A 24135-nucleotide genomic window follows, 5' to 3' on the forward strand; every position below is an offset into this window, starting at 1 on the left:
TGGCGGGAATGATCATGTTGCAATGCAACAGAAGGATGGAGTGACGAAGCGGTGCGGCTGGCCTCTCGATCATGATTTCAGAGGATCAACTGAGGCGCGTCGCCGCCTGGTCGCGCGAGCTCACGTCGGCGGAGATCGAGGTCGCCCGCGCCGGGATCACCGAACGGTCCTACGGCACCGGCGAGACCGTGTTCATGCGCGGCGACAAATTCGATTATTGGGCCGGCATGGTGAGCGGCCTTGCCCGCATGGGCGGGGTGTCGCGCGACGGCAAGGAGACCAGCCTTGCCGGGCTCACGGCAGGCGCCTGGTTCGGCGAAGGCAGCGTGCTCAAGAACGAGCTGCGCCGCTACGACGTGGTCGCGCTGCGCGACAGCCGCGTTGCGCTGATGGAACGCAGCGCCTTCATGTGGCTGTTCGAGAACAGCGTCGGCTTCAACCGCTTCCTGGTGCGCCAGCTCAATGAGCGGCTCGGCCAGTTCATCGGCATGCTCGAGGTCAATCGTACTCTGGATGCGACCTCGCGCCTTGCCCGCAGCATCGCCTCGCTGTTCAACCCGATCCTCTATCCGGAATCGACCGCGCATCTGGAGATCACCCAGGAGGAGATCGGCGCGCTCTCCGGCATGTCCAGGCAGAACGCCAACCGCGCATTGAACCGGTTGGAGAAGGAGGGTCTGCTGAGGCTGGAGTATGGTGGCGTCACCATCCTCAACGTCGAGCGGCTGCGCGGATACGGGGATTAGCGCGCATTGGCGGGCGCGTGGACCGGCCAGAGGTCGGCGCGCCAGCGGATCGCGATCGCCAGCATCGCGATGAAGCCGGCGGCGGCATAGAGCGATCCCGTCGCGGAATAGCCGATGATGTCGATCAGGCTGCCGGCCGCGAGCAATCCGATCGGCAGGCCGTAGATCACCATCATGCGCACGCCCATCACGCGACCGCGCAGATGCGCGCTGGCCGTCCTCATAAGGATCACGGCGGCCGAGATCATCGACATGCTTTGGGCGATGCCGGCCAGTACGAGGCAGGCCATCGCGACTGGCATGGTTCTGATTTCGACGAATACCAGCAACAGCGTGTACCAGGCCAGCGTGGCGCCGATCAAAAGACGGGCGATGCGCAATCCGCTGACCAGGCTGAGGGTAATCGAGCCGATCAGCGAACCGACGGCGAAGCTCGCCGAGAGATAACCGAGGCCGGTCTGGTCGGTGTGAAAGATTTCGCGCGCGATATAGGGCAGCAATCCGCCGGTGAAGGGAAATGCGGTGAGATTGGCGAGGAAGGCGACGCACAGCGCGGCGCCCATTCCGGGGCCATTCCAGGCGTAGACGATCCCTTCCTTCAGTTCGTCGAGCAGTTTTGAAAGAGCGCGGCTGTTCGCCGGCAGATCGGTCGTGGCAATGGTCCTTTCCGGTCGGGTCAGGCAGGACATGAGAATTGCCGCCACGAGGTAGAGGCTGGCAACCGCCGTGTAGACGAGGCCAATGCCAAGTACGGCAAACAGTCCGGCTCCCGTCAGCGCCCCTGCGATGCGCGCGCTGTCCTGGGTCGTGCGCGACAGGCTGATCGCCCCCACCAGCAGCTCGGCCGGCATGATGTCGGCAAGCAGCGCGCTGCGCAGGCCGAGATCGGAGGAACGGATCAGGCCCATGATCGTCACGATGATCATGACGTTGAGCGGCGCCAGGTGACCGGTCAGCGCCAGCACCATGATGGTCGAGGCGAGCACCGTATAGGTGAGACGCAGCACGACGAGGAGGTCGCGGTGACCGATGCGATCACCAACCATGCCGAGCGCCGGTGCAATCAGCGTTCCCAAATATTGCAGCGAGGCGAGAACGGTCAGCAGCAGCACCGAGCCTGTTTCGACCAAGATGTACCAGCCGAGCACCAGCGTCTCGATCTCGAACGCCCAGGAGGTGAGCAGATCCGACGGCCACTGGAAGCGATAGTTGCGGATGCGGAATGGTGCGAGCGCCGAACGCCGTGCGGCTGCGCTCACAACGCGAGGACGCGTGTCACGGCGATTCCCTGCCTGGGTTGTTTCTTCTTGATACCGGGCAAACTAACGCTGGCGATGGGCGTGTCAATCGCAGCCGTTGCGGGCCGCCCCTGCGCTCGGCGTCTACCTCGCCGCGGCCTGCTGCTTTCGCTCGGACAGCGCCGCGGCCATCGCCGAGATCAGGGGACGCATGAAGAAGGCTTCATCGGCGGGCGATACGTCGGTGCGCAAACCATGCGCGGCGAGTTCGCCGGAGACGGCCGGTCCGACAGAGGCAATCAGTGTCCGATCAAATCCCGCGCGCAGCTTCGCCTCGCTGCCATGCGCCTTGGCGGCCTCGATCAGCCGGCGAACCTGACCGAGATTGGTCAGCGCGATGCAATCGATCCGTCCCTCGGCCATATCGTCGATGGCGGCGACGATATTGGCGTCCGCAGCTTTGGAGTCGTAGACGTAGGGCAGCACGGTATCGACCTCTGCACCTTGCGCGGCCAGCGCGCCGGTCAGCGCGCTGTGGTCCTTGTCGGGATAAAGCTGGAGGCCGAGGCGATGCCCGTTCAAATCGAGCTTGCCCAGCATCTCGATCACGCCATCGGTGGTCGGCTTCTCCGTGGTCTGCTGTGCCTCGAGCGAGATTTCGCGCAGCGCCTTGCCGGGTTTCGGCCCGCGGGTGAATTTTCGCGATTTGGCCAGCGCTGCGATAAAAGCCTGGTCGAGCCCGCGCGTGCGCGCGAGCTTCATGATCCGCCGCAGGCCCTCTCCGGTCATCAGCACGAGGTCGTCGAACGGCTTGTCGATGGCGCGGCGGATCCAGGCTTCGACCGGAACGTGGTCCGGGGCATCCTGGATGGTGAACATCGGACATTGCACGACCTCGGCGCCTTGCTCGGCCAGGAGCTTTGAGAACTGCGCCTCCTCGCGGGTTTCCAGGATCAGGATGCGGGTGCCGTTCAAACGGTCGGCCATGGGCGTGCTCCGGTCGGTCCAAAATCGCAATCGTCCATTCATCCTGACTCCGTCGTCGGGATTGGCGCAAGGGTGGGGTGGTGCTAGAGCAGGGCGCAAAATCGCGGGGTGTTTCGCGCGCCGCTGCCCAATCCTTCGTCAAGAGCCAATCTCTTCAACAGCCATGCCCAATCACCAATACGTGCTGACCCTGTCCTGTCCAGATCGTCCCGGCATCGTCTCGGCGGTGTCGACCTTCCTGGCGAACTCCGGACAGAACATTCTCGACGCCCAGCAGTTCGACGACGTCGAAACCAAGAAATTCTTCATGCGCGTGGTGTTCACCGCGGCCGATCTCGCCGTGGAACTGTCCGCGCTCCAGACCGGCTTTGCCGCGATCGCCGAGCGCTTCGGCATGGAGTGGCAGATGCGCGACCGCGCCGCGCATCGCAAGGTGATGCTGCTGGTGTCGAAGTCCGACCACTGCCTGGTCGACATCCTCTATCGCTGGCGCACCGGCGAATTGCCGATGACGCTCGCCGCGATCGTCTCCAACCACCCGCGCGAGGTCTATGCCGGGCTCGATTTCGGCGAGATCCCGTTCCACTATCTGCCTGTCACCAAGGAGACCAAGCGCGAGCAGGAGGCGCAGATCCTCGATCTCGTCGCCAGGACCGGGACCGATCTGGTCGTGCTCGCCCGTTACATGCAGATCCTGTCGGACGATCTGTCGGCAAAACTGTCCGGTCGCTGCATCAACATCCACCACTCGTTCCTGCCGGGCTTCAAGGGCGCAAAGCCCTATCACCAGGCCCATGAGCGCGGCGTGAAGCTGATCGGCGCCACCGCCCATTACGTCACCCGCGATCTCGACGAAGGTCCGATCATCGACCAGGACGTCGAGCGCATCAGCCATCGCGACACGCCTGAGGATCTCGTGCGCAAAGGCCGCGACATCGAGCGCCGCGTGCTGGCGCGCGCGATCCGCTATCACCTCGACGACCGCGTCATCCTCAACGGCCGCAAGACCGTGGTGTTCGTGGATTGATCGTGCGAGTCATTCCGGGGCGATGCGCGAGCATCGAACCCGGAATCTCGAGATTCCGGGTCTGGTCCTTCGGACTATCCCGGAATGACGGCTGCTCCTCAATGCACCGCGTCGCCCGACGTCGACCCGGTGGCGCCCTTCTCCGCCTGCTCTTCCTTGTCGCGATCCGCCGCGGGCATCAGCCGCTTGCGCTCGCGCTCCTTCATATAGGCATCGTATTGCGGCGTGCCCGGCCGGGGCGGGGCATCCGCCGGCAGGCCGCCGGCCCATTGCGGGATGTAATCACCCATGCCAGCCGAGAGTTTTTCGTTGACCGTGCCGCAGCCGGACAGGCCCGCGGCGAGCGCGAGCAGGGACACGATGGAACGGAAACGTCTGGACATGTTTGGGCGCTGCAATCGGGACGAAGGACCTGACGCCGCGGACGAACGGCGCTGCCGGAACGGTAGCCTTCAACAAGGTAAAATAGACTTATTCGAGGTAGGTATAAGAATACCTTGATGTATCAAGATCGGTTTTCCCCCGATGTCCGAATTCTGCAAATGAAAGACGAAATCCTCCATCCACGCAGGCGGGCGTCTTCCTAGACTGCGGCCGCCGGCTCGCGACAATCTGCTTAGCAGGCGCGAGGGCTTTTTCGTTGACAGCTCCATTTCATTTGTACAATCGTACAAATGATGGAGCGAGCTCGGGGCTCGGGTTACCCCGGCGTGACCGCGAGATCGCTTTCCAATGTTGGTAACCGGAACGCGCGGGCATTGCGCGGAATGGTCGCCAAACGTCCGATTGACAATGAGGGCGCGAAAGACGCCATGTGGCGCGCGATATCGCTCGTGCGTGGGTTAAAGTCAGGCAAGGACCGAGGCAATCGGTCCACCGCACAAGAAGGTCAGGAATGAAGGGGAGGGACATCTGATGTTCGAACACAAAACGTTTTCTCGGGCAGCTGCCATTGCCGCCATCGCGGGCCTTGCAGGCCTTACGCCGGCCAAAGCGGAAGACACCGTCAAGGTGGGCTTGATCCTGCCGATGACCGGCGGCCAGGCATCGACCGGCAAGCAGATCGAGAACGCGATCAAGCTCTACATGCAGCAGAACGGCGACACCGTCGCCGGCAAGAAGGTCGAGATCATCGTCAAGGACGATGCGGCGATCCCGGACAAGACCAAGACCGCCGCGCAGGAGCTGATCGTCAACGACAAGGTCAACTTCATCGCCGGCTTCGGCGTTACGCCGGCGGCGCTCGCCGCGGCGCCGCTCGCAACGCAAGCGAAGATTCCGGAAGTCGTGATGGCGGCGGGCACCTCCATCATCACCGAGCGCTCGCCCTATATCGTGCGCACGAGCTTCACGCTTGCGCAATCCTCCACCATCATCGGCGACTGGGCGGCGCAGAACGGCATCAAGAAGGTGGCGACGCTGACCTCGGATTACGCGCCGGGCAACGACGCGCTCAACTTCTTCAAGGAGCACTTCACCGCCGGCGGCGGCGAGGTGGTCGAAGAGGTCAAGGTTCCCCTGCAAAATCCTGACTTCGCGCCGTTCCTCCAGCGCATGAAGGACGCCAAGCCCGACGCGATCTTCGTGTTCGTGCCGGCCGGTCAGGGCGGCAATTTCATGAAGCAATATGCCGAGCGCGGCCTCGACAAGGCCGGCATCAAGGTGATCGGGCCGGGCGATGTCACCGACGACGATCTCCTCAACAACATGGGCGACGCCGTGATCGGCACCGTGACCGCGCATCTCTATTCCGCGGCCCATCCCTCCCAGATGAACAAGGACTTCGTGGCGGCGTACAAGAAGGCCTTCAACAGCCGTCCGGGCTTCATGGCGGTGAGCGGCTATGACGGCATTCACCTGATCTACGAGGCGCTGAAGAAGACGGGTGGCGACACCGACGGCACCAAGCTGGTCGAAGCCATGAAGGGTCAGAAGTGGGAGAGCCCGCGCGGCCCGATCTCGATCGATCCGGAGACGCGCGACATCATCCAGAATATCTATATCCGCAGGGTCGCAAGGTCGAAGTCCGACGGCGAACTCTACAATGTCGAGTTCCAGGTCTTCGAGGCCGTCAAGGATCCCGGCAAGACGAAGAAGTGACCCGCGAAAGCGGGTCATCCCGGGGCGCGCTTGGCGCGAACCCGGGATCTCGAAATTGATGAAACGGATTCCGGGTTCAGCGCTGCGCGCTGCCCCGGAATGACGAGCGTCTATCAGGATCGATCCACCTTCGATGACCTCAATCCTCACCAACCTGTTCGATGGCGTTGCCTACGGCATGCTGCTGTTCGTGCTCGCTTGCGGGCTCGCGGTCACGCTCGGCCTGATGAACTTCGTCAATCTCGCCCATGGCGCCTTCGCCATGGCCGGCGGCTATGTCTGCATGCTGCTGGTGAACCAGCACGGCTGGCCGTTCTTCGCGGCATTGCCGCTCGCCTTCGTCTCGTCCGCGGTGATCGGCATCGTGCTCGAGCGCACGCTTTATCGCCACCTCTATGCGCGCAGCCATCTCGATCAGGTGCTGTTCACGATCGGATTGACGTTCATGTCGGTCGCGGCCGTCGACTACATCCAGGGCTCCTCGCGTGTCTTCATCAATTTGCCGGCCGCGCTGGAGGGCCAGTTCGACCTGTTCGGCGTCGGCATCGGCCGCTACCGGCTGATGATCATCGTAATCTGCGGCCTGCTCACGATCGGCCTGCAGATGGTGCTGGCCAAGACGCGTTTCGGCAGCCGCCTGCGCGCCGCGGTCGATGATCCCCGTGCCGCGAGCGGTCTCGGCATCAACGTGCCGCAGGTGTTCGCCTTCACCTTCGCTTTCGGATGCGGGCTTGCCGGTCTCGGCGGAGCGCTGAGCGCGGAGATTCTCGGTCTCGATCCGTACTTTCCGCTGAAGTTCATGATCTACTTCCTGATTGTGGTCACCGTCGGCGGCTCCTCCTCGATAACAGGCCCGTTCCTGGCCTCGCTTCTGCTCGGCATCGGTGACGTCGCCGGCAAATATTACGTGCCGAAGATGGGACCCTTCGTGATCTACACAATGATGATCGTGATCCTGATCTGGCGCCCGAACGGCCTGTTCGGCCGCACGGCTGCGCGTTGAGCTTGCCGATGAACGCTTCGTCCGACGTCGGTTATCACGCCCAGCGGCAGGCGCGCTGGCACTATGGCGAGGCCGCCTTCTGGCTCGTCGTGCTCGCCTGCGGCTTTCTGTTTCCCTCGCGCTATCTGATCATGACCGACATCCTGCGGCTGGCGCTGTTTGCGATGTCGCTCGATCTCATCCTCGGCTATGCCGGCATCGTCTCGCTCGGCCACGCCGCCTTCTTCGGCGTCGGCGCCTATGTCGCGGGACTTCTTGCCCTTCATGGCGTCATCAACGAGCCGGTGCTGGCGCTGATCGCGGCGGGCCTCGCCGCCATGGTGCTCGGCTTTGCCACCAGCTTCCTGGTGATCCGCGGCGTCGACCTGACGCGCCTGATGGTGACGCTCGGCATTGCTCTGCTGCTGGAGGCGCTCGCCGAACGCTTCTCCAACATCACCGGCGGCACCGACGGCCTGCAGGGCATCGAGATGCAGCCGATCCTCGGCGCGATCCCGTTCGACATGTTCGGCAAGGCCGGGTTCTTCTATTCGCTGGCCGTGCTGTTCGTGCTGTTTCTGCTCGCCCGCCGCATCGTGCACTCGCCATTCGGCCTGTCGCTGCGTGCGATCAAGAACAATCCGTTGCGGGCAGCAGCCATCGGCATTCCCGTCAACCGCCGTCTGGTCGCGATCTATACGCTCGCTGCGTTCTATGCAGGCATCGCGGGTGCCCTGTTCGCTCAGACCACCGCGATCGCCTCGCTCGATGTGTTCGCATTCGATCGCTCCGCCGATCTGATGCTGGTGCTCGTCATCGGCGGCACCGGCTATCTCTATGGCGGGCTGATCGGCGCGGTGATCTTCCGCATGCTGCAGGAGATATTCTCCACCATCACCCCGCAATATTGGCAGTTCTGGATCGGCCTCGTGCTGGTCGTGATCGTGCTGGTCGGCCGCCAGCGCCTGCACTATGGCGTGCTGTTCCTGCCCAATTTGCTGATCAAGCAGCTTGCGGGACGCAAGGCGGTCGTATCAGTGCCGGAGAGCGACGCATGACCATCGCCCTCGAAACCCAAAACCTCGAAAAGACCTTCGGTGGTCTGCGTGTCACCCGCGACCTGTCGCTCAGGATCGAGCAGGGCGCCCGCCATGCGCTGATCGGCCCGAACGGCGCCGGCAAGACCACCGTGATCAACCAGCTCACCGGCGTGCTCAAGCCGAACTCGGGCCGCATCCTGCTCGAAGGCCAGGACATCACCGATCTGCCCGTGCACAAGCGCGTGCTGCGCGGACTGTCGCGCACCTTCCAGATCAACCAGCTCTATCCTGATCTCACCCCGCTGGAGACCATCGGCCTTGCCGCCTCCGAGCGCCTCGGCCATGGCGGCGACTGGTGGCGGCGGATGGGTACGCGCAGCGACGTCAACGGCGAGATCGCCGATCTCCTGACGCGCTTCCATCTGCTCGACGTCATGAACGAGCTGACCGTGACGCTGCCTTACGGCAAGCAGCGCCTGCTGGAGATCGCGGTCGCGATCGCCGCCAAGCCGCGCGTGCTGCTGCTCGACGAGCCCGCCGCCGGCGTGCCCGAGAGCGAGCGCCACGACATTCTCGCCGTCGTCGGCAGCCTGCCGCGCGACGTCACGGTGCTGCTGATCGAGCACGACATGGACCTCGTGTTCTCCTTCGCCGACCGCATCTCGGTGCTGGTCTCCGGCGCATTGCTGACCGAAGGGGCACCCGAGCAAGTCGCGCGCGATCCGCAGGTGAAGGCGGTCTATCTCGGCGAGGAGGCGGTCAATGTCTGACCTGCTCGCAATCGACCAGCTTCGCGCCGGCTATGGCGAGGCGGTGGTGCTGCCGAAGATGACGCTGAACCTGGCCGAGGGGCAGGTGCTGGCGCTGCTGGGCCGCAACGGCACGGGCAAGACCACGCTGATCAACTCCATCGTCGGCGTCACCCGTCGCTTCTCGGGCTCGGTCACGCTCGCGGGCACCGACGTCACGAGCTTGCGGCCCGACCAGCGGGCGCGTGCCGGCATCGGCTGGGTGCCGCAGGAGCGCAACATCTTCCGCTCGCTGACGGTGGAAGAGAATATGACCGCGGTGGCGCAGCCCGGTCCCTGGACCGTCGAGAAGGTCTATGAGATGTTCCCGCGGCTGAAAGAACGCCGCAGCAATTTCGGCAACCAGCTCTCCGGTGGCGAGCAGCAGATGCTGGCGATCGGCCGCGCGCTGACCCTCAACCCGAAGGTCCTGCTGCTGGACGAGCCGACCGAGGGCCTGGCGCCCATCATCGTCGAGGAGCTTCTGAAGGCAATCGGGACAATCACCCGGGCCGGTGGCATCTGCTCTATCATCGTCGAGCAGAACGCGCAAAAGATTCTGGGGCTCGCCGACCGTGTTGTGATATTGGAGCGCGGAACGATCGTCCACGACGCCCCGAGCGCCGCGCTGAAGGCCGACCCGTCGGTCCTGGACCGCCACCTCGGCGTCGCAGGGGCGGCGGCCCACTAACTGTCCGACGCGTTTTCTTCGCGCGAACCGGTCTCCACTTCGCTTGAAAACGCTATAGAAAATATCTTGGGAGTTAAGACATGCAGCGAACCAAAGCCCCCTTCCGTGCCGACGAGGTCGGCAGCCTCCTGCGCCCTGCCAAGATCAAGGACGCACGCGCGAAGCTCGAGAAGGGTGAGATCTCGGCCGACGATCTGCGCAAGATCGAGGACATGGAGATCGAGAAGGTCGTGCACAAGCAGGCCTCGGTTGGCCTGAAGCTCGCGACCGACGGCGAATTCCGCCGCTCATGGTGGCATTTCGACTTCCTGGCCAAGCTCACCGGCTGCGAGCTGTTCCATCCCGACACGGGCATCCAGTTCGCGGGCGTACAGACCCGTCACGACGCGGTGCGGGTGATCGACAAGCTCGATTTCCCCGACAATCACCCGATGCTCGACCACTTCCGCTTCCTGAAGAAGGTCGCCGACCAGGCCCACGTCACCGCCAAGATGACGATTCCCTCGCCAGCCGTTCTGCACTTCCGCGGCGGCCGCAAGGCGATCTCCAAGGATATCTATCCCGATCTCGACGCCTTCTACGAGGATCTGGGCAAGACCTACCGCAAGGCCGTGAAGGCGTTTTACGACGCCGGCTGCCGCTACCTGCAGTTCGACGACACCGTGTGGGCCTATCTGTGCTCGCCGGACGAATTGCAGAAGGCGCGTGAGCGCGGCGACAACCCGGACGGCCTCCAGCAGATCTATGCCCGCATCATCAACTATGCGCTGGCCGAGAAGCCTGCCGACATGGTGGTGACGACGCATGTCTGCCGCGGCAATTTCCGCTCGACCTGGATTTCTTCGGGCGGCTACGAGCCGGTGGCCGAGACCATGCTCGCCGGCACCAATTACGACGGCTACTTCCTCGAATACGACTCTGACCGCGCCGGCGGCTTCGAGCCGCTGCGCTTCCTGCCCAAGGGCAACAAGGTCGTCGTGGTCGGCGTCATCACCTCGAAGTTCGGCGAGCTCGAGAAAAAGGACGACATCAAGCGTCGTCTCGAAGAGGCTTCCAAGTTCGCTCCCCTGGAGCAGCTCGCGCTGTCGCCGCAGTGCGGCTTCGCCTCGACGGAAGAGGGTAACATCCTCTCCGAGGAAGAGCAGTGGGCCAAGCTGAGCCTGGCGGTCGAGATCGCGAAGGAAGTTTGGGGCAACTGAGCTCCGGCGCGTGAGTGACGGCGAGTCCTCACCTCACACTGATGTCATTCCCCGCGAAGGCGGGGAATCCAGTACGCCGCGGCCTCTCCGTGAATGACTGGCGTCACGGACTACTGGATCGCCCGGTCAAGCCGGGCGACGACACTTGGGTGTCGGGTGAGTAGCGCGGCGTTCAAATCGGCTACGCAAGCCATCCTCACTTCTCCGCCAGATAGACCTCGCCCAGCAGCGACGAATTCGACCACGGCACCTGCTTGTTCTTCGTGGTCGCGACCACTTCGGCCCGCACCCGCGTGAGCATCTGCTGCACTTCCAGGCCCGGCGTGCCGAGGTGGCGGGACAGCGCGGCGGAGAAGGGGGAGTTGGCGCCTTCGCCATCGAGCGCGACCTGACCCGGCGCGGTCGCGAACGCGATCAGCGTGCCGGCCCCCAGCGTTGCACCGGATCCGAGGCTCGACGGAGCAGCGAGGCCCGAGGCGCCTTCAATGCCGCGACTTCCGCCAGCAGCCGCGACCTGCTGCGCCATCGGGTTGTTGCGGCAGGCATCGAAGATCAAGATGTTGGTGCGAACCTGGTCGTCGAGGCCCGCCATGATCGTGTCCATGTCGATCATGGCCTCGGTCATGCTGCTGCCTGGCTTCAGCGCAACGTCGACGGGAATGAGATAGTTGCGGCCGTCGATTTGCACGCCGTGGCCGGCATAGTAGACGAGCGCCACCTGCGCCCGTGCGGCCTCGCGCAGGAAGTCGCGCGTCATCTTCTGCATCGCGGCGCGGTCGAGGTCGACACCCTCCGACACCGTGAAGCCGATGTCGCGCAGACTCTTTGCGACCGCGCGCGCGTCGTTGGGCGGATTGGGCAGCGCCTTCACATGGGCATAGGCACCGTTGCCGATCACGAGCGCCATGCGGCTGCCGCGAACGGCCGGCGCAGGCGAGGGCGCGGGAGACGGCGCAGGTGCTGCGTCCGTCTGCTGCGGAGCCGCCGCGGCCGCCGGTTGCGTCGTCGGGGAGGGTGCATCGCGCGGGATCGGCGCGGCTGCGTCCGTCACCAGCGACAACCGCACCTTTGCGGTGGCCTGATTGGCCTTGCTGACGGCATCGGACGCCACGATCGCGAGCGTGGCGTTATAATCGTCCTTCGCGCGCGCGTAGTCGCCTTTTGCTTCATAGGCCAGCGCGCGATGGGTGTAGCCGGAGATCAGCACGCTGTTCGGCGGCGTCATGATGTTGACGGGCGGTTTCTCCTTGGCGAGCCGGATCGCGTCGCTGCCGTCGGCAATGGCGCGATCGAGATCGCCCTTGGCGCGCCAGATCGAGGTGCGGCTGATCAGCGGCTGCGGCAGCGTCGGATCGAGCCGGATCGCCTGGTTGATGTCGGCGAGCGCACCGTCGAGATCGCCGAGGGCCTCTTTCGAGACGCCGCGATTCAGCAACGAGAACGCCGATTTCGGATCGGCCTTGATTGCGGCATCGTAATCGGCAATCGCCTTGGCGTAGTCGTGCTTGCCGCGCCAGGCATTGCCGCGATTGTGGAAGATGCTGGCGCTCGGCGGCCCGAGCTTCAGCGCATCGTCGAAATCGGCGATGGCGATGTCGTAGTCGCCCTTGTCGTAATAGGCCGAGCCCCGCAAGTTGTAGACGGGCTGGCTCGGCTGCAGCCGGATCGCCTCGGTGGTGTCGGCAATGACCTTGGCGTAGTCGCCCTTCTTGTTCCAGCCCACCGCGCGCCAGAAATAGACGGTCGCGAGCTGCTCGCCCTTGAAAGCCTTCAGGGCGATGATCTTGGTGCAGGCGTCGACCATCTGGTCCGCCGGCGTGGTCTCGGTTGTGCAGAGCGGCCCCAGCTGGCCGCGCGACTGGGCCGAGCAGGGCGCCGACCACAGAGTTGCGACGAGCAGGGCGAGCGCGACGAGCAGGCGGCTCATGGTGATTTCCTTGAGGAGAGGTGCTTGTTTGTTGTCGGGCAATACGTCGGGGTTCACGCGCCCATCGCGTCTTGGGTAAACCAAGTCGTGGTATTCCCTCGGTGGGCAGAATTTGCTAGGAAGTTGATCCCAATTCCTCTGCCCACCAACTTCCCATCCATGAAGAACGACGAAATCCTGAGCCAAATCACCGAGTTCTGCCGCAAGGCGGATATGGCGGAATCGACCTTTGGCCGGCGGGCGGTGAACGATGGGAAGCTCGTGCACCGCCTGCGCGAGGGCAAGCGCATCACCATCGACACGCTGGAGCGGATCCAGGCCTATATTGCGGCATCGACCACGGGCGGCCTGCCGCCGCCCCGGGGGCTTCAGGTCCCCCCGGAAAAGCGCGATCCGCGCGGCAATTTCCGCTTTTTCGAGAACCGGCAGAAATATCTGCTGTTCGTCCACACCTGCAGCGAAAAGCGGGTGATCGCCGACCGCGTCGCGCTGGAGCTTTCCACCATCCATCCGCGCCCGCCGGCGCTGCGCATTTTCGATGCCGGTGTCGGCGACGGAACGGTGCTGGCGCGGGTGCTGCGCGCCACGCACCAGCGCTACCCCCACATGCCGTTCTACGTTGCCGGCAAAGAGCTTAGTCTCGAGGATCTGCGCCTGACGCTCGAGAAGGTGCCGGACCGCATTTTCGAGCACCCGGCGTCGGTTTTCGTCTTCACCAACATGTTCTATTCGGAGGCGCCCTGGCTCACGCCGGCATCGCCCGCCGCAGCCGCTGCCACCGTCTGGCACGAGGTCCCGCTGCGGGGCGCCTCGTCGGGCGAGTTCGAGCAGCAGATTGCCGAGCTACGGCCGTTCCTGGAGCAGAATTGGCGCGCCGCGATCAGCCCGCGTACGGCGATGCCGCTCTACGAGCGGCCGGTCGTGCTCGTGCTCTACCGCGACGACCATCGATTCCTGCTCGATTCGACCATTCCGAGGCCCGGCCAGACCGAGGCCAATTTCGATCTCGTGATCGCATCCCAGCCATACCGGGCCCTGTCCTCGGTCAATTTTCGGGCCAAGCGGATCATTGCACCGCTGGCACGGGCGTTGCGGCCGGGCGGCCGCCTGATCGGAATCCACTCCCATGGTCACGATCCCGGCATGGAAATGATCCAGGCGATCTGGCCCGGAGAAAACCCTTTCTCGGTGAGCCGTCATGAGCTATTGCGCGCCGTTAAGTATGAGCTCGGATCGTTGGGCCGCGACCTAAATTTTAATGCCTATGCGGATAACCGTTCGATCTTCAGGTATGATATGGAAGCGCTGCCCAACGAGGTGACCGGTACGATCGGGACCTCGACGGCCTTTGCAGCGTGGAATGCGGCGGTGTATGTCGCTCAGATTGAGGACGACCGGTTGACAGATATGACTCAAAACGGCCGCACTCTGGATGCCGCCAGGGATGTGCTGCGAAAGTACAACGGGCTCTGGTTTCTCGACGAATCCTACGTCATCTCGCGCCGGCGTGATTGACATAATCCAACTGTAAACATCGCAAACGTCCGCCGGTAGCGGTGGAACAAGGGGTTTCTTGATGCGCGCGTCCTATCTCTTCACCAGCGAGTCCGTGTCTGAAGGTCATCCGGACAAGGTCTGTGACCGGATCTCCGATGAAATCGTCGATCTGTTCTACCGCGAAGGGCCGAAAGCCGGCATCGATCCGTGGGCTATCCGCGCCGCCTGCGAGACGCTGGCCACCACCAACAAGGTCGTGATTGCCGGTGAGACCCGCGGTCCGAAGTCGGTCACCAACGAGCAGATCGAGAGCGTCGTGCGTGCGGCGATCAAGGACATCGGCTACGAGCAGGAAGGCTTCCACTGGCAGAAGGCCGACATCGAGATCCTGCTGCACCCGCAGTCGGCCGACATCGCGCAGGGCGTCGACGCGCTGCAGCCGGGCGAGGTCAAGGAAGAGGGCGCGGGCGACCAGGGCATCATGTTCGGTTACGCCACCAACGAGACGCCCGACCTGATGCCGGCGCCGATCTTCTATGCCCACAAGATCCTGCGTCTGATCTCGGAAGCCCGCCACTCCGGCAGGGAGAAGGTGCTCGGCCCTGATTCCAAGAGCCAGGTCACCGTGCAGTACGAGAACGGCAAGCCGGTCGGCGTGCGCGAGATCGTGGTGTCGCACCAGCATCTGGTCGAGGATCTCACCTCCAAGCAGATTCGCGACATCGTCGAGCCCTATGTGCGCGAGGCGCTGCCGAAGGACTGGATCACGCCGAAGACGATCTGGCACATCAATCCGACCGGCAAGTTCTTCATCGGCGGCCCCGATGGTGACGCCGGCCTGACCGGCCGCAAGATCATCGTCGACACCTACGGCGGCGCGGCGCCGCACGGCGGCGGTGCGTTCTCGGGTAAGGATCCGACCAAGGTCGACCGTTCGGCTGCCTATGCTGCCCGCTACGTCGCCAAGAACATCGTCGCCGCCGGCCTTGCCGACCGCTGCACCCTGCAGCTTGCCTACGCCATCGGCGTGGCGCGTCCGTTGTCGATCTACATCGACACCCACGGCACCGGTAAGGTGCCGGAGGATCAGCTCGAGAAGGCGGCCGCCAAGGCGATGGACCTCACCCCGCGCGGCATCCGCACCCATCTCGATCTCAACCGCCCGATCTACGCGCGCACCTCGGCTTACGGCCATTTCGGCAGGACGCCCGACAACGAGGGCGGCTTCTCCTGGGAGAAGACCGATCTCGTCGAAGCGCTCAAGCGCGCGGTCTAGTTCTCTTGCGTCATTCCGGGGCACCGCGACAAGCGGCGAACCCGGAATCTCGAACCTCCGGATTCCGGGTTTGCTCGTTTCACGAGCGCCCCGGAATGACGAGCCAAACAGACAGGAACCCCCCATGAACGCGAAGCCCGGCTTCAACGATTACATCGTCAAGGACATTTCGCTCGCCGATTTCGGCCGCAAGGAACTCTCGCTCGCCGAGACCGAGATGCCCGGCCTGATGGCGACCCGCGAGGAGTTCGGCCCGAAGCAGCCGCTGAAGGGCGCGCGCATCGCCGGCTCCCTGCACATGACGATCCAGACCGGCGTGCTGATCGAGACGCTGGCAGCGCTCGGCGCCGACATCCGCTGGGTCTCCTGCAACATCTATTCGACACAGGACCACGCCGCCGCCGCGATCGCCGCCGCCGGCATTCCCGTCTTCGCCGTCAAGGGCGAGACGCTCAAGGATTACTGGGATTACACCGCGAAGCTGTTCGACTGGCACGGCGGCGGTCACCCGAACATGATCCTCGATGACGGTGGCGACGCCACCATGTACGTCCATCTCGGCCTGCGCGCCGAGAAGGGCGACACCGCGTTCCTGGACAAGCCGGGCTCGGAAGAAGAGGAAGTCTTCTTCGCGCTTCTGAAGAAGCAGCTCAAGGAGAAGCCGAAGGGCTACTTCGCCGCGATCGCCGCGAGCATCAAGGGCGTTTCCGAAGAAACCACCACGGGCGTGCATCGTCTCTACGACATGCAGAAGGCCGGCACGCTGCTGTGGCCCGCCATCAACGTCAACGACAGCGTCACCAAGTCGAAGTTCGACAACCTCTACGGCTGTCGTGAATCGCTGGTCGACGGCATCCGCCGCGGCACCGACGTGATGATGTCAGGCAAGGTCGCGATGGTTGCGGGCTTCGGCGACGTCGGCAAGGGCTCGGCGGCCTCGCTGCGCCAGGCCGGCTGCCGCGTGATGGTGTCGGAAGTCGATCCGATCTGCGCGCTGCAGGCCGCGATGGAAGGCTACGAGGTCGTGACCATGGAAGACGCCGCGCCCCGCGCCGACATCTTCGTCACCGCCACCGGCAACAAGGATATCATCACCATCGAGCACATGCGCGCGATGAAGGATCGCGCCATCGTCTGCAACATCGGCCACTTCGACAACGAGATCCAGATCGCGGGTCTGCGCAATCTGAAGTGGACCAACATCAAGCCGCAGGTCGACGAGATCGAATTCCCCGACAAGCATCGCATCATCCTGCTCTCGGAGGGCCGCCTCGTGAACCTCGGCAACGCGATGGGCCACCCGTCCTTCGTGATGTCGGCGTCCTTCACCAATCAGACGCTGGCGCAGATCGAGCTGTTCGCCAACAACAAGGACGGCAAGTACAAGAAGGAAGTCTACGTGCTGCCGAAGTCGCTCGACGAGAAGGTCGCGCGCCTGCACCTCGCCAAGATCGGCGTCAAGCTCACCGAGTTACGCAAGGACCAGGCCGACTATATCGGCGTGAAGCAGGAAGGTCCGTACAAGTCGGACCACTACCGCTACTGAGATCGCACGCACTTGCGATAGGAAGCCCCGGAGCGATCCGGGGCTTTTTTGTTGTCCCGCTGTCTGATACGCTCTCAGGTAGAGCCAAGAGAAGCCTGCCACTTTTGAAGCGGGCGGCCGCATTTCATTCATTGCATTTGGAGGGGACGCGATGTCCAGCGAAGCCAACGTTCGGTTGCTGACGGAAGCCTATCGCCTGTGGAATGACAGCAAGGGTCAAAGCGTCGACCATTGGTTCGACAGCGTCATCGGCCCGCAGATCAGCTTTGGATCCATACCGCGTGGTGCCGAGCCATTGGCATTCGCCACTCAGTACGACGACCGTACCAGGCTTCGCGGCTATTTCGACGGTCTGCTGGCGGATTGGGCCATGCAGTACTACACGATCAACGAATACGTCGCGCAAGGCGATGCCGTGTTCGCGCGCGGCACATGTGCTTGGACCAACAAGCGAACCGGAAAGACCGCGGAGACGCCCAAGGTTGACTTCTGGCGCTTCAAGGACGGCAAGGCGGTCGAGTTTTACGAGTATTTCGACACCGCTTGTGTCGTCGCCGCCGCCACCCCTTGATGGTTGCAATTTGGCGCGCTGCCGCCCATCCTGCGTCGAGGGAGAAGCGGAATGACCGAAGCCAAAGAACATTTCGACGTGCTGATCGTCGGCGCCGGCTTATCGGGCATCGGCGCGGGCTATCATCTGCAGACCAAGTGCCCGGGCAAGAGCTACGTCATCCTGGAGGGACGCGACTGCAGCGGCGGTACCTGGGACCTGTTTCGCTATCCCGGCATCCGCTCGGACAGCGACATGTTCACGCTCGGCTATTCCTTCAAGCCGTGGACCGATCCGAAGGCGATCGCCGACGGGCCGCAGATTCTGGACTATGTGCGCGAGACCGCGGCCGAGAACGGCATCGACAAGCACATTCGCTTCCGTCATCGCGTCAAGCGGGCGGCGTGGTTGACGAGTGATGCGCGGTGGACCATCGAGGCCGAGCGCACCGCGGGCGAGGGCGCCACGGAGCTCGTGCGCTTTACCTGCAATTTCTTGTTTCTGTGCGCGGGCTACTACAAATACGAGGCGGGCTACACGCCGGAGTTCGCGGGTGCTGCCGACTTCGCCGGCCGCGTCGTGCATCCTCAGAAATGGACCGAGGACATCGACTACGCCGGAAAACGCGTCGTCGTGATCGGCTCGGGCGCGACCGCGGTGACGTTGGTGCCGGAACTCGCGAAGAAGGCTGCACAGGTCACCATGCTGCAGCGCTCGCCGACCTACGTGGTGTCGCGCCCGGCGCAGGATCCCGTCGCCAACAAGCTGCGCCGCAACTTGCCGGCGCGGCTGGCCTATCATTTGATCCGCTGGCGCAACGTGTTGTGGGGGATGTTCTTCTTCCAGCTCAGCCGGCGCAGGCCGGCGAAGGTGAAGAACCTGATCCTGACGGGCGTGAGAGCCGCACTCGGGCCGGACTACGACATCGCGACCCATTTCACGCCGCGCTACAATCCCTGGGACCAGCGGCTCTGCCTCGTGCCTGATGGGGATCTCTTCAAGGCAATTCGCGAAAAGCGCGCCGCCGTGGTCACCAGCGAGATCGACAGGTTTACGCACGATGGCATCCGCCTCAAGGACGGCAGCGAGCTTGCCGCCGACATCATCGTGACCGCGACGGGCCTGGTGCTCCAGGTCGTCGGCGGCCTCGATGTCAGCGTCGACGGCCGTGTCGTCGATTTTGCCAGTACGCTGACCTACAAAGGCATGATGTATGCCGACGTGCCCAACATGGCATCGGCCTTCGGCTACACCAATGCGTCCTGGACGCTGAAATGCGATCTCACGTGTGAGTACGTCTGCCGGCTCATCAACTACATGGACCGGCACAATTTCCGGCAGGCCATGCCGCACAATGACGACCCCGAGATCACCGCGCAGCCGTCGCTGGATTTCACCTCGGGCTATGTGCAGCGCTCGGTCGCCAGGATGCCCAAGCAAGGTTCGAAGCGGCCGTGGCGGCTGTACCAGAACTATGCGCTCGATATCGTCTCCTTGCGCTTCGGCAAGATCGATGACGGCGTGATGCGGTATTCCTGATCATGCCGTCAGTCTCGCTTCCAGGCCGTGCGCGTGGTGAGCGCGAGGCCAAGGTCGATCGCGAGCGCCAGCAACGCGGCGCCGCCGCCGAGGGCGAACAGGACGAGATAGTCGCCGCCGGTCTGCGCATAGATCCAGGAGAAGCCGTAAGCCGCGGCGGCCTGGAACAGCGCAAAGCTGGTGGTGGCATGGCTCCATGTCGCGCGCTGTTGCTCGCCGGCGTGCGGGACAAGCTCATGGATGCGGCCGAGCACCAAAGGCACGATGCCCGGCGTGAAGCCCCCGATCACCACGCTTGATACGATCAGCGAAGCCGGTGCGGTGCTGACGGTCGGCAGCAGCACGGCGGATGCTTCGATCAGGAAGGCTGCGCGCAAGGCCGGGCCGAATCCGGAGCGGTCCCCGAGATGGCCGGTGACGAGCGGGCCGACGATCGCGCCAAGACCGTACAGCACCCAATAGCGTGATCCCGCGGCAATACCCTGGCCAAGACCGCGCGCCACGAAATCGACGATGAAGACCATGTGCGGCACCAGCGCGACCGCGTTCAGCCCGTACTGGATCAGCAGCGCCCGAGCGACGGGCGAGGTGTGATGCTGTCTCGTGTGGTGTGCAGCCGCAGACTCGCTCCTGGCTTCCGCGGGCCAGTTCCACCAGCTCGCGAGTGTGAGAACGGCCGCAAGGGCACCAAGGCCATACCAGCTCTGCTGCAAGCCCTGTTGCAGCAGCAGCGGCACGAGCGTGCCCGATGCAGCCACGCCGAGCCCGACGCCGGCAAAGATCACGCCGCCGACGATGCCGCGCCGGCTGGCCGGGGTGTGGGGCAGGATTACAGAGGCCGCCAGCACCATGATGATGCCGCCTGTGAGACCCGAGAGGAAGCGCCAGGCGAAGAACCAGATGAAAGACACCGGAGCAGAGCTGGCAAAGAAGGAGAGGGTGGCAAGCAGCATCATTGCCCGTAACGCGCTGACTGCGCCGATCCGTGCCGCGACAGCTCGCGCCGCGAGTGCGCCGGCGAGGTAACCGGCAAGGTTCGCGGCACCGAGATAGACGACGTCGGAGGCACTGAACCACTTTGCTGCGATCAGCGCCGGGATCAGCGGCGTGTAGGAAAAGCGGGCGAGGCCAAGCCCGACCAGCGACGCGGCGAGGCCGGCGGCGGCATATCGCCAAGTCGACTCTGACGCTGTGCCCAGCCGCTGCTGCGGCCGGGCGTGGTGCCTGGTATTTGCATTGAGTTCAATCATGTTATCCTCGTGCGCGCACGGGCGCGCGGATGCGCTCAGTGGCCGGCGCTCTGACCGCCATCGACATGCAGGATCTCGCCGGTGACGAAGGACGCACCGTCCAGGTAGAGCACGGCATCGACGATGTCCGACATCTCGCCCATATGGCCGACCGGGTGCATCGCGCCGTATTGGGCGTGCGTCGACGCCGGGTGCATCGGCGACTTGATGATCCCTGGTGCCACCGCATTCACGCGGATGCCGCGCCTGGCATACTCGATCGCGAGCGACCTGGTCGCCGCGTTCAGCCCGCCCTTGCTCAGCGAGGCCAGCGCCGAGGGCACGTTCGAATTGGCCTGGTCGACCAGGGTGGTCGTGATCTGGACAATGTGGCCAGAGCCCTGCTTCTCCATCTCGGCAATCGCGAGCTGGGTGATGTTGAAAAAGCCTGCGACGTTGGTTCCCATAACGGCCGCATAATCCTCGGCGGTATATTGCGTGAACGGCTTTGCGACAAAGATGCCGGCGTTGTTGACCAGCGTGTCGACGCGGCCGAAGCGGGCGATGGCCTGCGCGACCACGCGCTCGGCCGTCTTCCGGTCGGCGATGTCGCCGGGAACGGCGAGGACATCGTCATCGGCCGACTGCTTGACGGAGCGCGCGGTCGCAACAACGCGGTAATTGCGATCGCGAAAGCCCTGGACTAGCGCGGCGCCGATGCCCTGCGATGCACCGGTGATGATGGCAACCTTTTGCTCGATACCCATGACGGGCTCCTGTTGTTGGTTGGTGCCAGCACTCGCCGGCTTCGGCTGTGAGGTAGGCCGCGGTGGCCCGGCCGCGAATACGCGCTGCCCGGCAGACACTCTTTCGCGGCGCGCACGAATGCCGGACCGGCGTCTGGCGGGAGTTGTCGCTGATGGGGCAAACGCCTAGCTTGCCGGTGGAATTTTCAGAGGGCCGCGGCAAGGCATGGATCGTCTCGATGCAATGAAGGTATTCGTCCTTGCGGTGGACGAGGGCAGTCTTGCCGCCGCGGGGCGTAAGCTTGGCCGTTCGCCTGCGGCGGTCAGCCGCGCCATCGCATTTCTCGAGGAACGGGTCGGTGCCGAGCTGCTGCATCGGACCACGCGATCCATCAAGCTGAGCGAGGAGGGCGAGCGCTATGTGGCGGTCTGCCGCCGCGTGCTGATCGAGCTGGAAGAAGCCGCCGATATAGCAGCTGGCCCGCGCACCGCGCCGCGCGGCCTGCTCACGATCACCGCTCCCGTGGTGTCGGGCGAGATGGTGCTGCGGCCGATCCTGGATGCGTTTCTGGACGCCTATCCGACGGTATCGGCGAAGCTCCTGCTGTTCGACCGCGCGGTCAATCTCATCGACGAAGGCGTCGATATCGCGCTCCGCATCGGTCCGCTCGCGGACTCGGCGATGGTGGCGACGCGGATCGGCGAGGTCCGCCGTGTCGTCGTAGCTGCCCCGCGCTATCTCAAGCAACATCCGCGGATCGAAGAGCCCGGCGATCTCGCCAAGCACCAGGTCGTGGCGATGGCCCATCTTCCCAATTCATGGACGTTCAAACCGCCGAAAAACTCGTCCGCGCCCCGCACGGTCCAGTTCATCCCGCGCCTCACCGTCAGCAGCACCTATGCCGCCGTGGCTTCTGCCGTCGCCGGGCGCGGCGTGGCGCGAATGTACTCGTATCAGGTCGCCGAGCAGGTGGCGCGCGGCGAGCTCGAGATCGTGCTTGCCGGCGACGAGGACCCCGAGATGCCGGTTCACCTGATCTGTCCGCAGGGTCGGCTCTCGGTGCCGAAGGTGCGTGCCTTCACCGACTTCACGGTCCCCCGGCTCAAGAAGCAGTTCGCGCTGCTCAAGAAGAGTCTCGGTGCGCGCTAGTCTAGACATTGCGGCCGCAGCGCGACTGCCAATGCGTTGTTTTGCGTATACGGCCGTCGGGTTGAATCGGCGATGGTTCCCAAACGGTTAACGCCGATTTAACGGATGAGTCCTAGCCTGTCTCGGCCGGGGTTACTCGCAAGGCCGAGGTGAGCCCAATGGAAGCCCAGAAGATCGCGGTCGACGCCGTTGTGGCGCTGACCGATTGTGATCGCGACGCTGTCATCGCCTTTATCCGCCGGCTCTATCTCGCGGGCGTCACCGATCCCAAGCGCCTGACTTTCAAGGGTCTCCAGGCGTTGTCCCGGGCGTGATTCGGCCCGTTTTGGTCCGTTTTCGCCCCGGTTCCATCTCCAGGCTCTCCCCGGCGTGACCGCAACCCCCCGGTGAATATCTTGCCGGTGAGGGCGCCGCGGGTTACACGACACCCCGGCTGGGTCACTCGGGATTGGGGAAATGTTGAAACAGCTTTTTGCGCCGCAACTCGTCATTTTATATGTGCTTGTGGCATCGACGATTTACGTTCACTTCCGCGGCAAGCAACGGCTCCGCTTCGCGCGCCAGCTCGGCGATCACTCGACCTACCTCGCGCCCTACAATGTGCTGATGTATGCGGGCTCGGCGGTGCCGAACAAGCCGGTGATCTCGGTCGAGCAGTTTCCGGAACTGAAGCCACTCAGCGAAAACTGGGAAACCATCCGCGACGAGGCGGTGCGCCTGTTCGACGAGGGCTTCATTCGCGCCGCCGCAAAGAACAACGACTGGGGCTTCTACTCGTTCTTCAAGAGCGGCTGGAAGCGGTTTTACCTGAAATGGTACGACGACTTCCTGCCTTCGGCGAACGCGCTGTGTCCGAAAACGGTGGAATTGCTCAAGTCGATCCCGAGTGTGCACGGCGCGATGTTCGCCATGCTGCCGCCGGGCGGCAAGCTCGGCGCGCATCGTGATCCCTTCGCCGGCTCGCTCCGCTACCACCTCGGTCTCGTCACGCCGAACTCGAACAAGTGCCGCATCCTCGTCGACGGCGTCGAATGCGTCTGGCGCGACGGCGAAGCCTTCATGTTCGACGAAACCTTCATCCACAGCGCCGAGAACCAGACTGATGTCAACCGCATCATTCTGTTCTGCGACGTCGAGCGTCCGATGAAGTACGGCTTCATGACCGCGATCAACCGTTGGGTCAGCCATCACATCGTCAAGGCGTCGGCGACCCAGAACGTCGATGGCGAGCATGTCGGCGCGCTCAACAAGGTGTTCGGCAAGCTCTACGAGATCCATCTCGGCAGCCGCAAGGTCAAGGAGTGGAACCGCAACGTGTACTACACGCTGAAGTATTCGCTGACGGCGCTGGTCCTGGGCCTCATCGTGTTTTCGGCATTGCGCTAGTGACCGTGGAGCCCTTGCCGACGGCGAGCGCCGGTGTCGTGGAGTTCTTCCGGGACTGGCTGGAAACATTCGCCGGCTATGTCCGCGAGGTCGACTACGCCTCGGCACGCCCGCTGTTTCATCCTGACGTGCTGGCGTTCGGCACGCATAACGACGTCATTCCCGGTCTCGATCAGTGGGTCACCACACAGTGGGACAACGTGTGGCCGAAAACGACCGGCTTCCGATTTGTGCTCGACCAGACCTCGGTCCTGGCATCTTCCGATGGCTCGATGGCAACGGTGATCGCGCCGTGGACGAGCACGGGCTATCATCCCGATGACAGCGCGTTTCCCCGCCCTGGCCGCGCGACCATGATCTTTTCGAGGAATGGCGATGGCTGGCTGTGCGTGCATTCGCACATGTCGCTCAATCGCGGTGTGCCGCAAGCGAGTCACGCCAACCGGCCGGTGAAGGCCCGGTAGTTCGATGCGTAGGGCGGATTAGCGAAG

The 24135-nt window shown here is 63.9% G+C and carries 23 protein-coding genes; 17 read left to right on the plus strand and 6 right to left on the minus strand.

The genetic code is table 11. The annotated features are described in order from the left end of the window. Positions 1 to 71 precede the first annotated feature (71 nt). Complete coding sequence (locus XH91_RS11690) at positions 72 to 746, plus strand: Crp/Fnr family transcriptional regulator (RefSeq protein WP_128950735.1); 675 nt, start codon at positions 72 to 74, stop codon at positions 744 to 746. Here XH91_RS11690 and XH91_RS11695 read toward each other — a convergent pair. Together XH91_RS11695 and XH91_RS11700 are read right to left on the minus strand one after the other, a co-directional pair. Further along, on the minus strand, positions 743 to 2005 hold the full coding sequence (locus XH91_RS11695; RefSeq protein WP_128950736.1) for an MFS transporter: 1263 nt from the start codon (positions 2003 to 2005) through the stop codon (positions 743 to 745). The genes XH91_RS11690 and XH91_RS11695 overlap by 4 nt on opposite strands. 123 nt (positions 2006 to 2128) lie before the next feature. Then, the gene (locus XH91_RS11700; RefSeq protein ID WP_128950737.1) at positions 2129 to 2971 is read right to left on the minus strand and encodes a uroporphyrinogen-III synthase; all 843 of its coding nucleotides are present in this window, start codon (positions 2969 to 2971) and stop codon (positions 2129 to 2131) included. Positions 2972 to 3134: 163 nt separating this feature from the next. Here XH91_RS11700 and purU point away from each other — a divergent pair, with 163 nt between their 5' ends. Next, positions 3135 to 3998 carry a formyltetrahydrofolate deformylase gene (purU, locus tag XH91_RS11705; protein ID WP_128950738.1) on the plus strand — a complete coding sequence of 288 codons (864 nt, stop codon included), beginning with the start codon at positions 3135 to 3137 and terminating at the stop codon, positions 3996 to 3998. A gap of 98 nt (positions 3999 to 4096) precedes the next feature. Here purU and XH91_RS11710 read toward each other — a convergent pair whose 3' ends face one another. Next, positions 4097 to 4381, minus strand: a complete 285-nt coding sequence (locus XH91_RS11710; RefSeq protein ID WP_128950739.1) for a hypothetical protein — start codon at positions 4379 to 4381, stop codon at positions 4097 to 4099. A gap of 532 nt (positions 4382 to 4913) precedes the next feature. On the opposite strand from XH91_RS11710, the gene XH91_RS11715 reads away from it, so the two are divergent. The 6 genes from XH91_RS11715 to XH91_RS11740 all read left to right on the plus strand — a co-directional run bounded on the left by XH91_RS11715 (position 4914) and on the right by XH91_RS11740 (position 10798). Next, on the plus strand, positions 4914 to 6098 hold the full coding sequence (locus XH91_RS11715) for an ABC transporter substrate-binding protein (RefSeq protein WP_128950740.1): 1185 nt from the start codon (positions 4914 to 4916) through the stop codon (positions 6096 to 6098). Positions 6099 to 6231: 133 nt separating this feature from the next. Continuing rightward, the gene (locus XH91_RS11720) at positions 6232 to 7101 is read left to right on the plus strand and encodes a branched-chain amino acid ABC transporter permease (protein WP_128950741.1); all 870 of its coding nucleotides are present in this window, start codon (positions 6232 to 6234) and stop codon (positions 7099 to 7101) included. An 8-nt stretch (positions 7102 to 7109) separates the two neighbouring features. Then, the gene (locus XH91_RS11725; RefSeq protein ID WP_128950742.1) at positions 7110 to 8138 is read left to right on the plus strand and encodes a branched-chain amino acid ABC transporter permease; all 1029 of its coding nucleotides are present in this window, start codon (positions 7110 to 7112) and stop codon (positions 8136 to 8138) included. After that, a complete protein-coding gene (locus XH91_RS11730; protein WP_128950743.1) occupies positions 8135 to 8890 on the plus strand; it encodes an ABC transporter ATP-binding protein in 756 nt (251 codons plus the stop codon). The genes XH91_RS11725 and XH91_RS11730 overlap by 4 nt, the downstream gene beginning before the upstream one ends. Further along, positions 8883 to 9599, plus strand: coding sequence for an ABC transporter ATP-binding protein (locus XH91_RS11735; protein WP_128950744.1), 717 nt, complete (start codon positions 8883 to 8885; stop codon positions 9597 to 9599). Before XH91_RS11730 ends, XH91_RS11735 begins: the two co-directional genes overlap by 8 nt. 80 nt (positions 9600 to 9679) lie before the next feature. After that, positions 9680 to 10798 (plus strand): cobalamin-independent methionine synthase II family protein, encoded by a 1119-nt coding sequence (locus XH91_RS11740; protein WP_128950745.1) that lies wholly within the window; start codon positions 9680 to 9682, stop codon positions 10796 to 10798. Positions 10799 to 10994: 196 nt separating this feature from the next. On the opposite strand, the gene XH91_RS11745 is transcribed toward XH91_RS11740, so the two are convergent. Next, complete coding sequence (locus XH91_RS11745) at positions 10995 to 12725, minus strand: caspase family protein (protein ID WP_128950746.1); 1731 nt, start codon at positions 12723 to 12725, stop codon at positions 10995 to 10997. A 159-nt stretch (positions 12726 to 12884) separates the two neighbouring features. On the opposite strand from XH91_RS11745, the gene XH91_RS11750 reads away from it, so the two are divergent. The 5 genes from XH91_RS11750 (at position 12885) to XH91_RS11770 (ending at position 19133) form a co-directional block, all read left to right on the plus strand. Next, entirely contained in the window at positions 12885 to 14240 is a 1356-nt protein-coding gene (locus tag XH91_RS11750; RefSeq protein ID WP_128954813.1) for a hypothetical protein, read from the plus strand. Positions 14241 to 14301: 61 nt separating this feature from the next. Beyond that, positions 14302 to 15498, plus strand: coding sequence for a methionine adenosyltransferase (gene metK / locus XH91_RS11755; protein ID WP_128950747.1), 1197 nt, complete (start codon positions 14302 to 14304; stop codon positions 15496 to 15498). Positions 15499 to 15622: 124 nt separating this feature from the next. After that, positions 15623 to 17044, plus strand: a complete 1422-nt coding sequence (gene ahcY, locus XH91_RS11760; RefSeq protein WP_128950748.1) for an adenosylhomocysteinase — start codon at positions 15623 to 15625, stop codon at positions 17042 to 17044. Between the two features lie 151 nt (positions 17045 to 17195). After that, positions 17196 to 17615 (plus strand): nuclear transport factor 2 family protein, encoded by a 420-nt coding sequence (locus XH91_RS11765; protein WP_128950749.1) that lies wholly within the window; start codon positions 17196 to 17198, stop codon positions 17613 to 17615. Positions 17616 to 17666: 51 nt separating this feature from the next. Then, positions 17667 to 19133 (plus strand): flavin-containing monooxygenase, encoded by a 1467-nt coding sequence (locus tag XH91_RS11770; RefSeq protein WP_128950750.1) that lies wholly within the window; start codon positions 17667 to 17669, stop codon positions 19131 to 19133. Between the two features lie 8 nt (positions 19134 to 19141). On the opposite strand, the gene XH91_RS11775 is transcribed toward XH91_RS11770, so the two are convergent. Together XH91_RS11775 and XH91_RS11780 are read right to left on the minus strand one after the other, a co-directional pair. Beyond that, positions 19142 to 20383 (minus strand): YbfB/YjiJ family MFS transporter, encoded by a 1242-nt coding sequence (locus tag XH91_RS11775; RefSeq protein ID WP_128950751.1) that lies wholly within the window; start codon positions 20381 to 20383, stop codon positions 19142 to 19144. A 35-nt stretch (positions 20384 to 20418) separates the two neighbouring features. Beyond that, positions 20419 to 21129: an SDR family NAD(P)-dependent oxidoreductase gene (locus XH91_RS11780; RefSeq protein WP_128950752.1), complete on the minus strand. Its 711-nt coding sequence runs from the start codon at positions 21127 to 21129 to the stop codon at positions 20419 to 20421. Positions 21130 to 21334: 205 nt separating this feature from the next. On the opposite strand from XH91_RS11780, the gene XH91_RS11785 reads away from it, so the two are divergent. From XH91_RS11785 to XH91_RS11795, 4 genes are all read left to right on the plus strand, one after another. Beyond that, complete coding sequence (locus tag XH91_RS11785) at positions 21335 to 22258, plus strand: LysR family transcriptional regulator (RefSeq protein ID WP_128950753.1); 924 nt, start codon at positions 21335 to 21337, stop codon at positions 22256 to 22258. Positions 22259 to 22416: 158 nt separating this feature from the next. Next, positions 22417 to 22572 (plus strand): hypothetical protein, encoded by a 156-nt coding sequence (locus tag XH91_RS38785; protein WP_014493894.1) that lies wholly within the window; start codon positions 22417 to 22419, stop codon positions 22570 to 22572. A gap of 142 nt (positions 22573 to 22714) precedes the next feature. Beyond that, complete coding sequence (locus XH91_RS11790) at positions 22715 to 23644, plus strand: aspartyl/asparaginyl beta-hydroxylase domain-containing protein (protein WP_128950754.1); 930 nt, start codon at positions 22715 to 22717, stop codon at positions 23642 to 23644. A gap of 5 nt (positions 23645 to 23649) precedes the next feature. Continuing rightward, positions 23650 to 24108: a YybH family protein gene (locus XH91_RS11795; RefSeq protein ID WP_164938324.1), complete on the plus strand. Its 459-nt coding sequence runs from the start codon at positions 23650 to 23652 to the stop codon at positions 24106 to 24108. The last annotated feature ends 27 nt before the right edge of the window (positions 24109 to 24135 follow it).

Origin of the sequence: Bradyrhizobium guangzhouense (genome assembly GCF_004114955.1) — a bacterium.
GTDB classification, from domain to species: Bacteria; Pseudomonadota; Alphaproteobacteria; order Rhizobiales; family Xanthobacteraceae; genus Bradyrhizobium; species Bradyrhizobium guangzhouense.

Excerpts from the sequence above, each read along its gene's own strand:
- XH91_RS11690 (WP_128950735.1), top strand. The coding sequence starts at position 72 with ATGATTTCAGAGGATCAACTGAGGCGCGTCGCCGCCTGGTCGCGCGAG.
- XH91_RS11700 (WP_128950737.1), bottom strand. The coding sequence starts at position 2,971 with ATGGCCGACCGTTTGAACGGCACCCGCATCCTGATCCTGGAAACCCGC.
- purU (WP_128950738.1), top strand. The coding sequence starts at position 3,135 with ATGCCCAATCACCAATACGTGCTGACCCTGTCCTGTCCAGATCGTCCC.
- XH91_RS11710 (WP_128950739.1), bottom strand. The coding sequence starts at position 4,381 with ATGTCCAGACGTTTCCGTTCCATCGTGTCCCTGCTCGCGCTCGCCGCG.
- XH91_RS11715 (WP_128950740.1), top strand. The coding sequence starts at position 4,914 with ATGTTCGAACACAAAACGTTTTCTCGGGCAGCTGCCATTGCCGCCATC.
- XH91_RS11720 (WP_128950741.1), top strand. The coding sequence starts at position 6,232 with ATGACCTCAATCCTCACCAACCTGTTCGATGGCGTTGCCTACGGCATG.
- XH91_RS11725 (WP_128950742.1), top strand. The coding sequence starts at position 7,110 with ATGAACGCTTCGTCCGACGTCGGTTATCACGCCCAGCGGCAGGCGCGC.
- XH91_RS11730 (WP_128950743.1), top strand. The coding sequence starts at position 8,135 with ATGACCATCGCCCTCGAAACCCAAAACCTCGAAAAGACCTTCGGTGGT.
- XH91_RS11735 (WP_128950744.1), top strand. The coding sequence starts at position 8,883 with ATGTCTGACCTGCTCGCAATCGACCAGCTTCGCGCCGGCTATGGCGAG.
- XH91_RS11740 (WP_128950745.1), top strand. The coding sequence starts at position 9,680 with ATGCAGCGAACCAAAGCCCCCTTCCGTGCCGACGAGGTCGGCAGCCTC.
- XH91_RS11745 (WP_128950746.1), bottom strand. The coding sequence starts at position 12,725 with ATGAGCCGCCTGCTCGTCGCGCTCGCCCTGCTCGTCGCAACTCTGTGG.
- XH91_RS11750 (WP_128954813.1), top strand. The coding sequence starts at position 12,885 with ATGAAGAACGACGAAATCCTGAGCCAAATCACCGAGTTCTGCCGCAAG.
- metK (WP_128950747.1), top strand. The coding sequence starts at position 14,302 with ATGCGCGCGTCCTATCTCTTCACCAGCGAGTCCGTGTCTGAAGGTCAT.
- ahcY (WP_128950748.1), top strand. The coding sequence starts at position 15,623 with ATGAACGCGAAGCCCGGCTTCAACGATTACATCGTCAAGGACATTTCG.
- XH91_RS11765 (WP_128950749.1), top strand. The coding sequence starts at position 17,196 with ATGTCCAGCGAAGCCAACGTTCGGTTGCTGACGGAAGCCTATCGCCTG.
- XH91_RS11770 (WP_128950750.1), top strand. The coding sequence starts at position 17,667 with ATGACCGAAGCCAAAGAACATTTCGACGTGCTGATCGTCGGCGCCGGC.
- XH91_RS11775 (WP_128950751.1), bottom strand. The coding sequence starts at position 20,383 with ATGATTGAACTCAATGCAAATACCAGGCACCACGCCCGGCCGCAGCAG.
- XH91_RS11780 (WP_128950752.1), bottom strand. The coding sequence starts at position 21,129 with ATGGGTATCGAGCAAAAGGTTGCCATCATCACCGGTGCATCGCAGGGC.
- XH91_RS11785 (WP_128950753.1), top strand. The coding sequence starts at position 21,335 with ATGGATCGTCTCGATGCAATGAAGGTATTCGTCCTTGCGGTGGACGAG.
- XH91_RS38785 (WP_014493894.1), top strand. The coding sequence starts at position 22,417 with ATGGAAGCCCAGAAGATCGCGGTCGACGCCGTTGTGGCGCTGACCGAT.
- XH91_RS11790 (WP_128950754.1), top strand. The coding sequence starts at position 22,715 with ATGTTGAAACAGCTTTTTGCGCCGCAACTCGTCATTTTATATGTGCTT.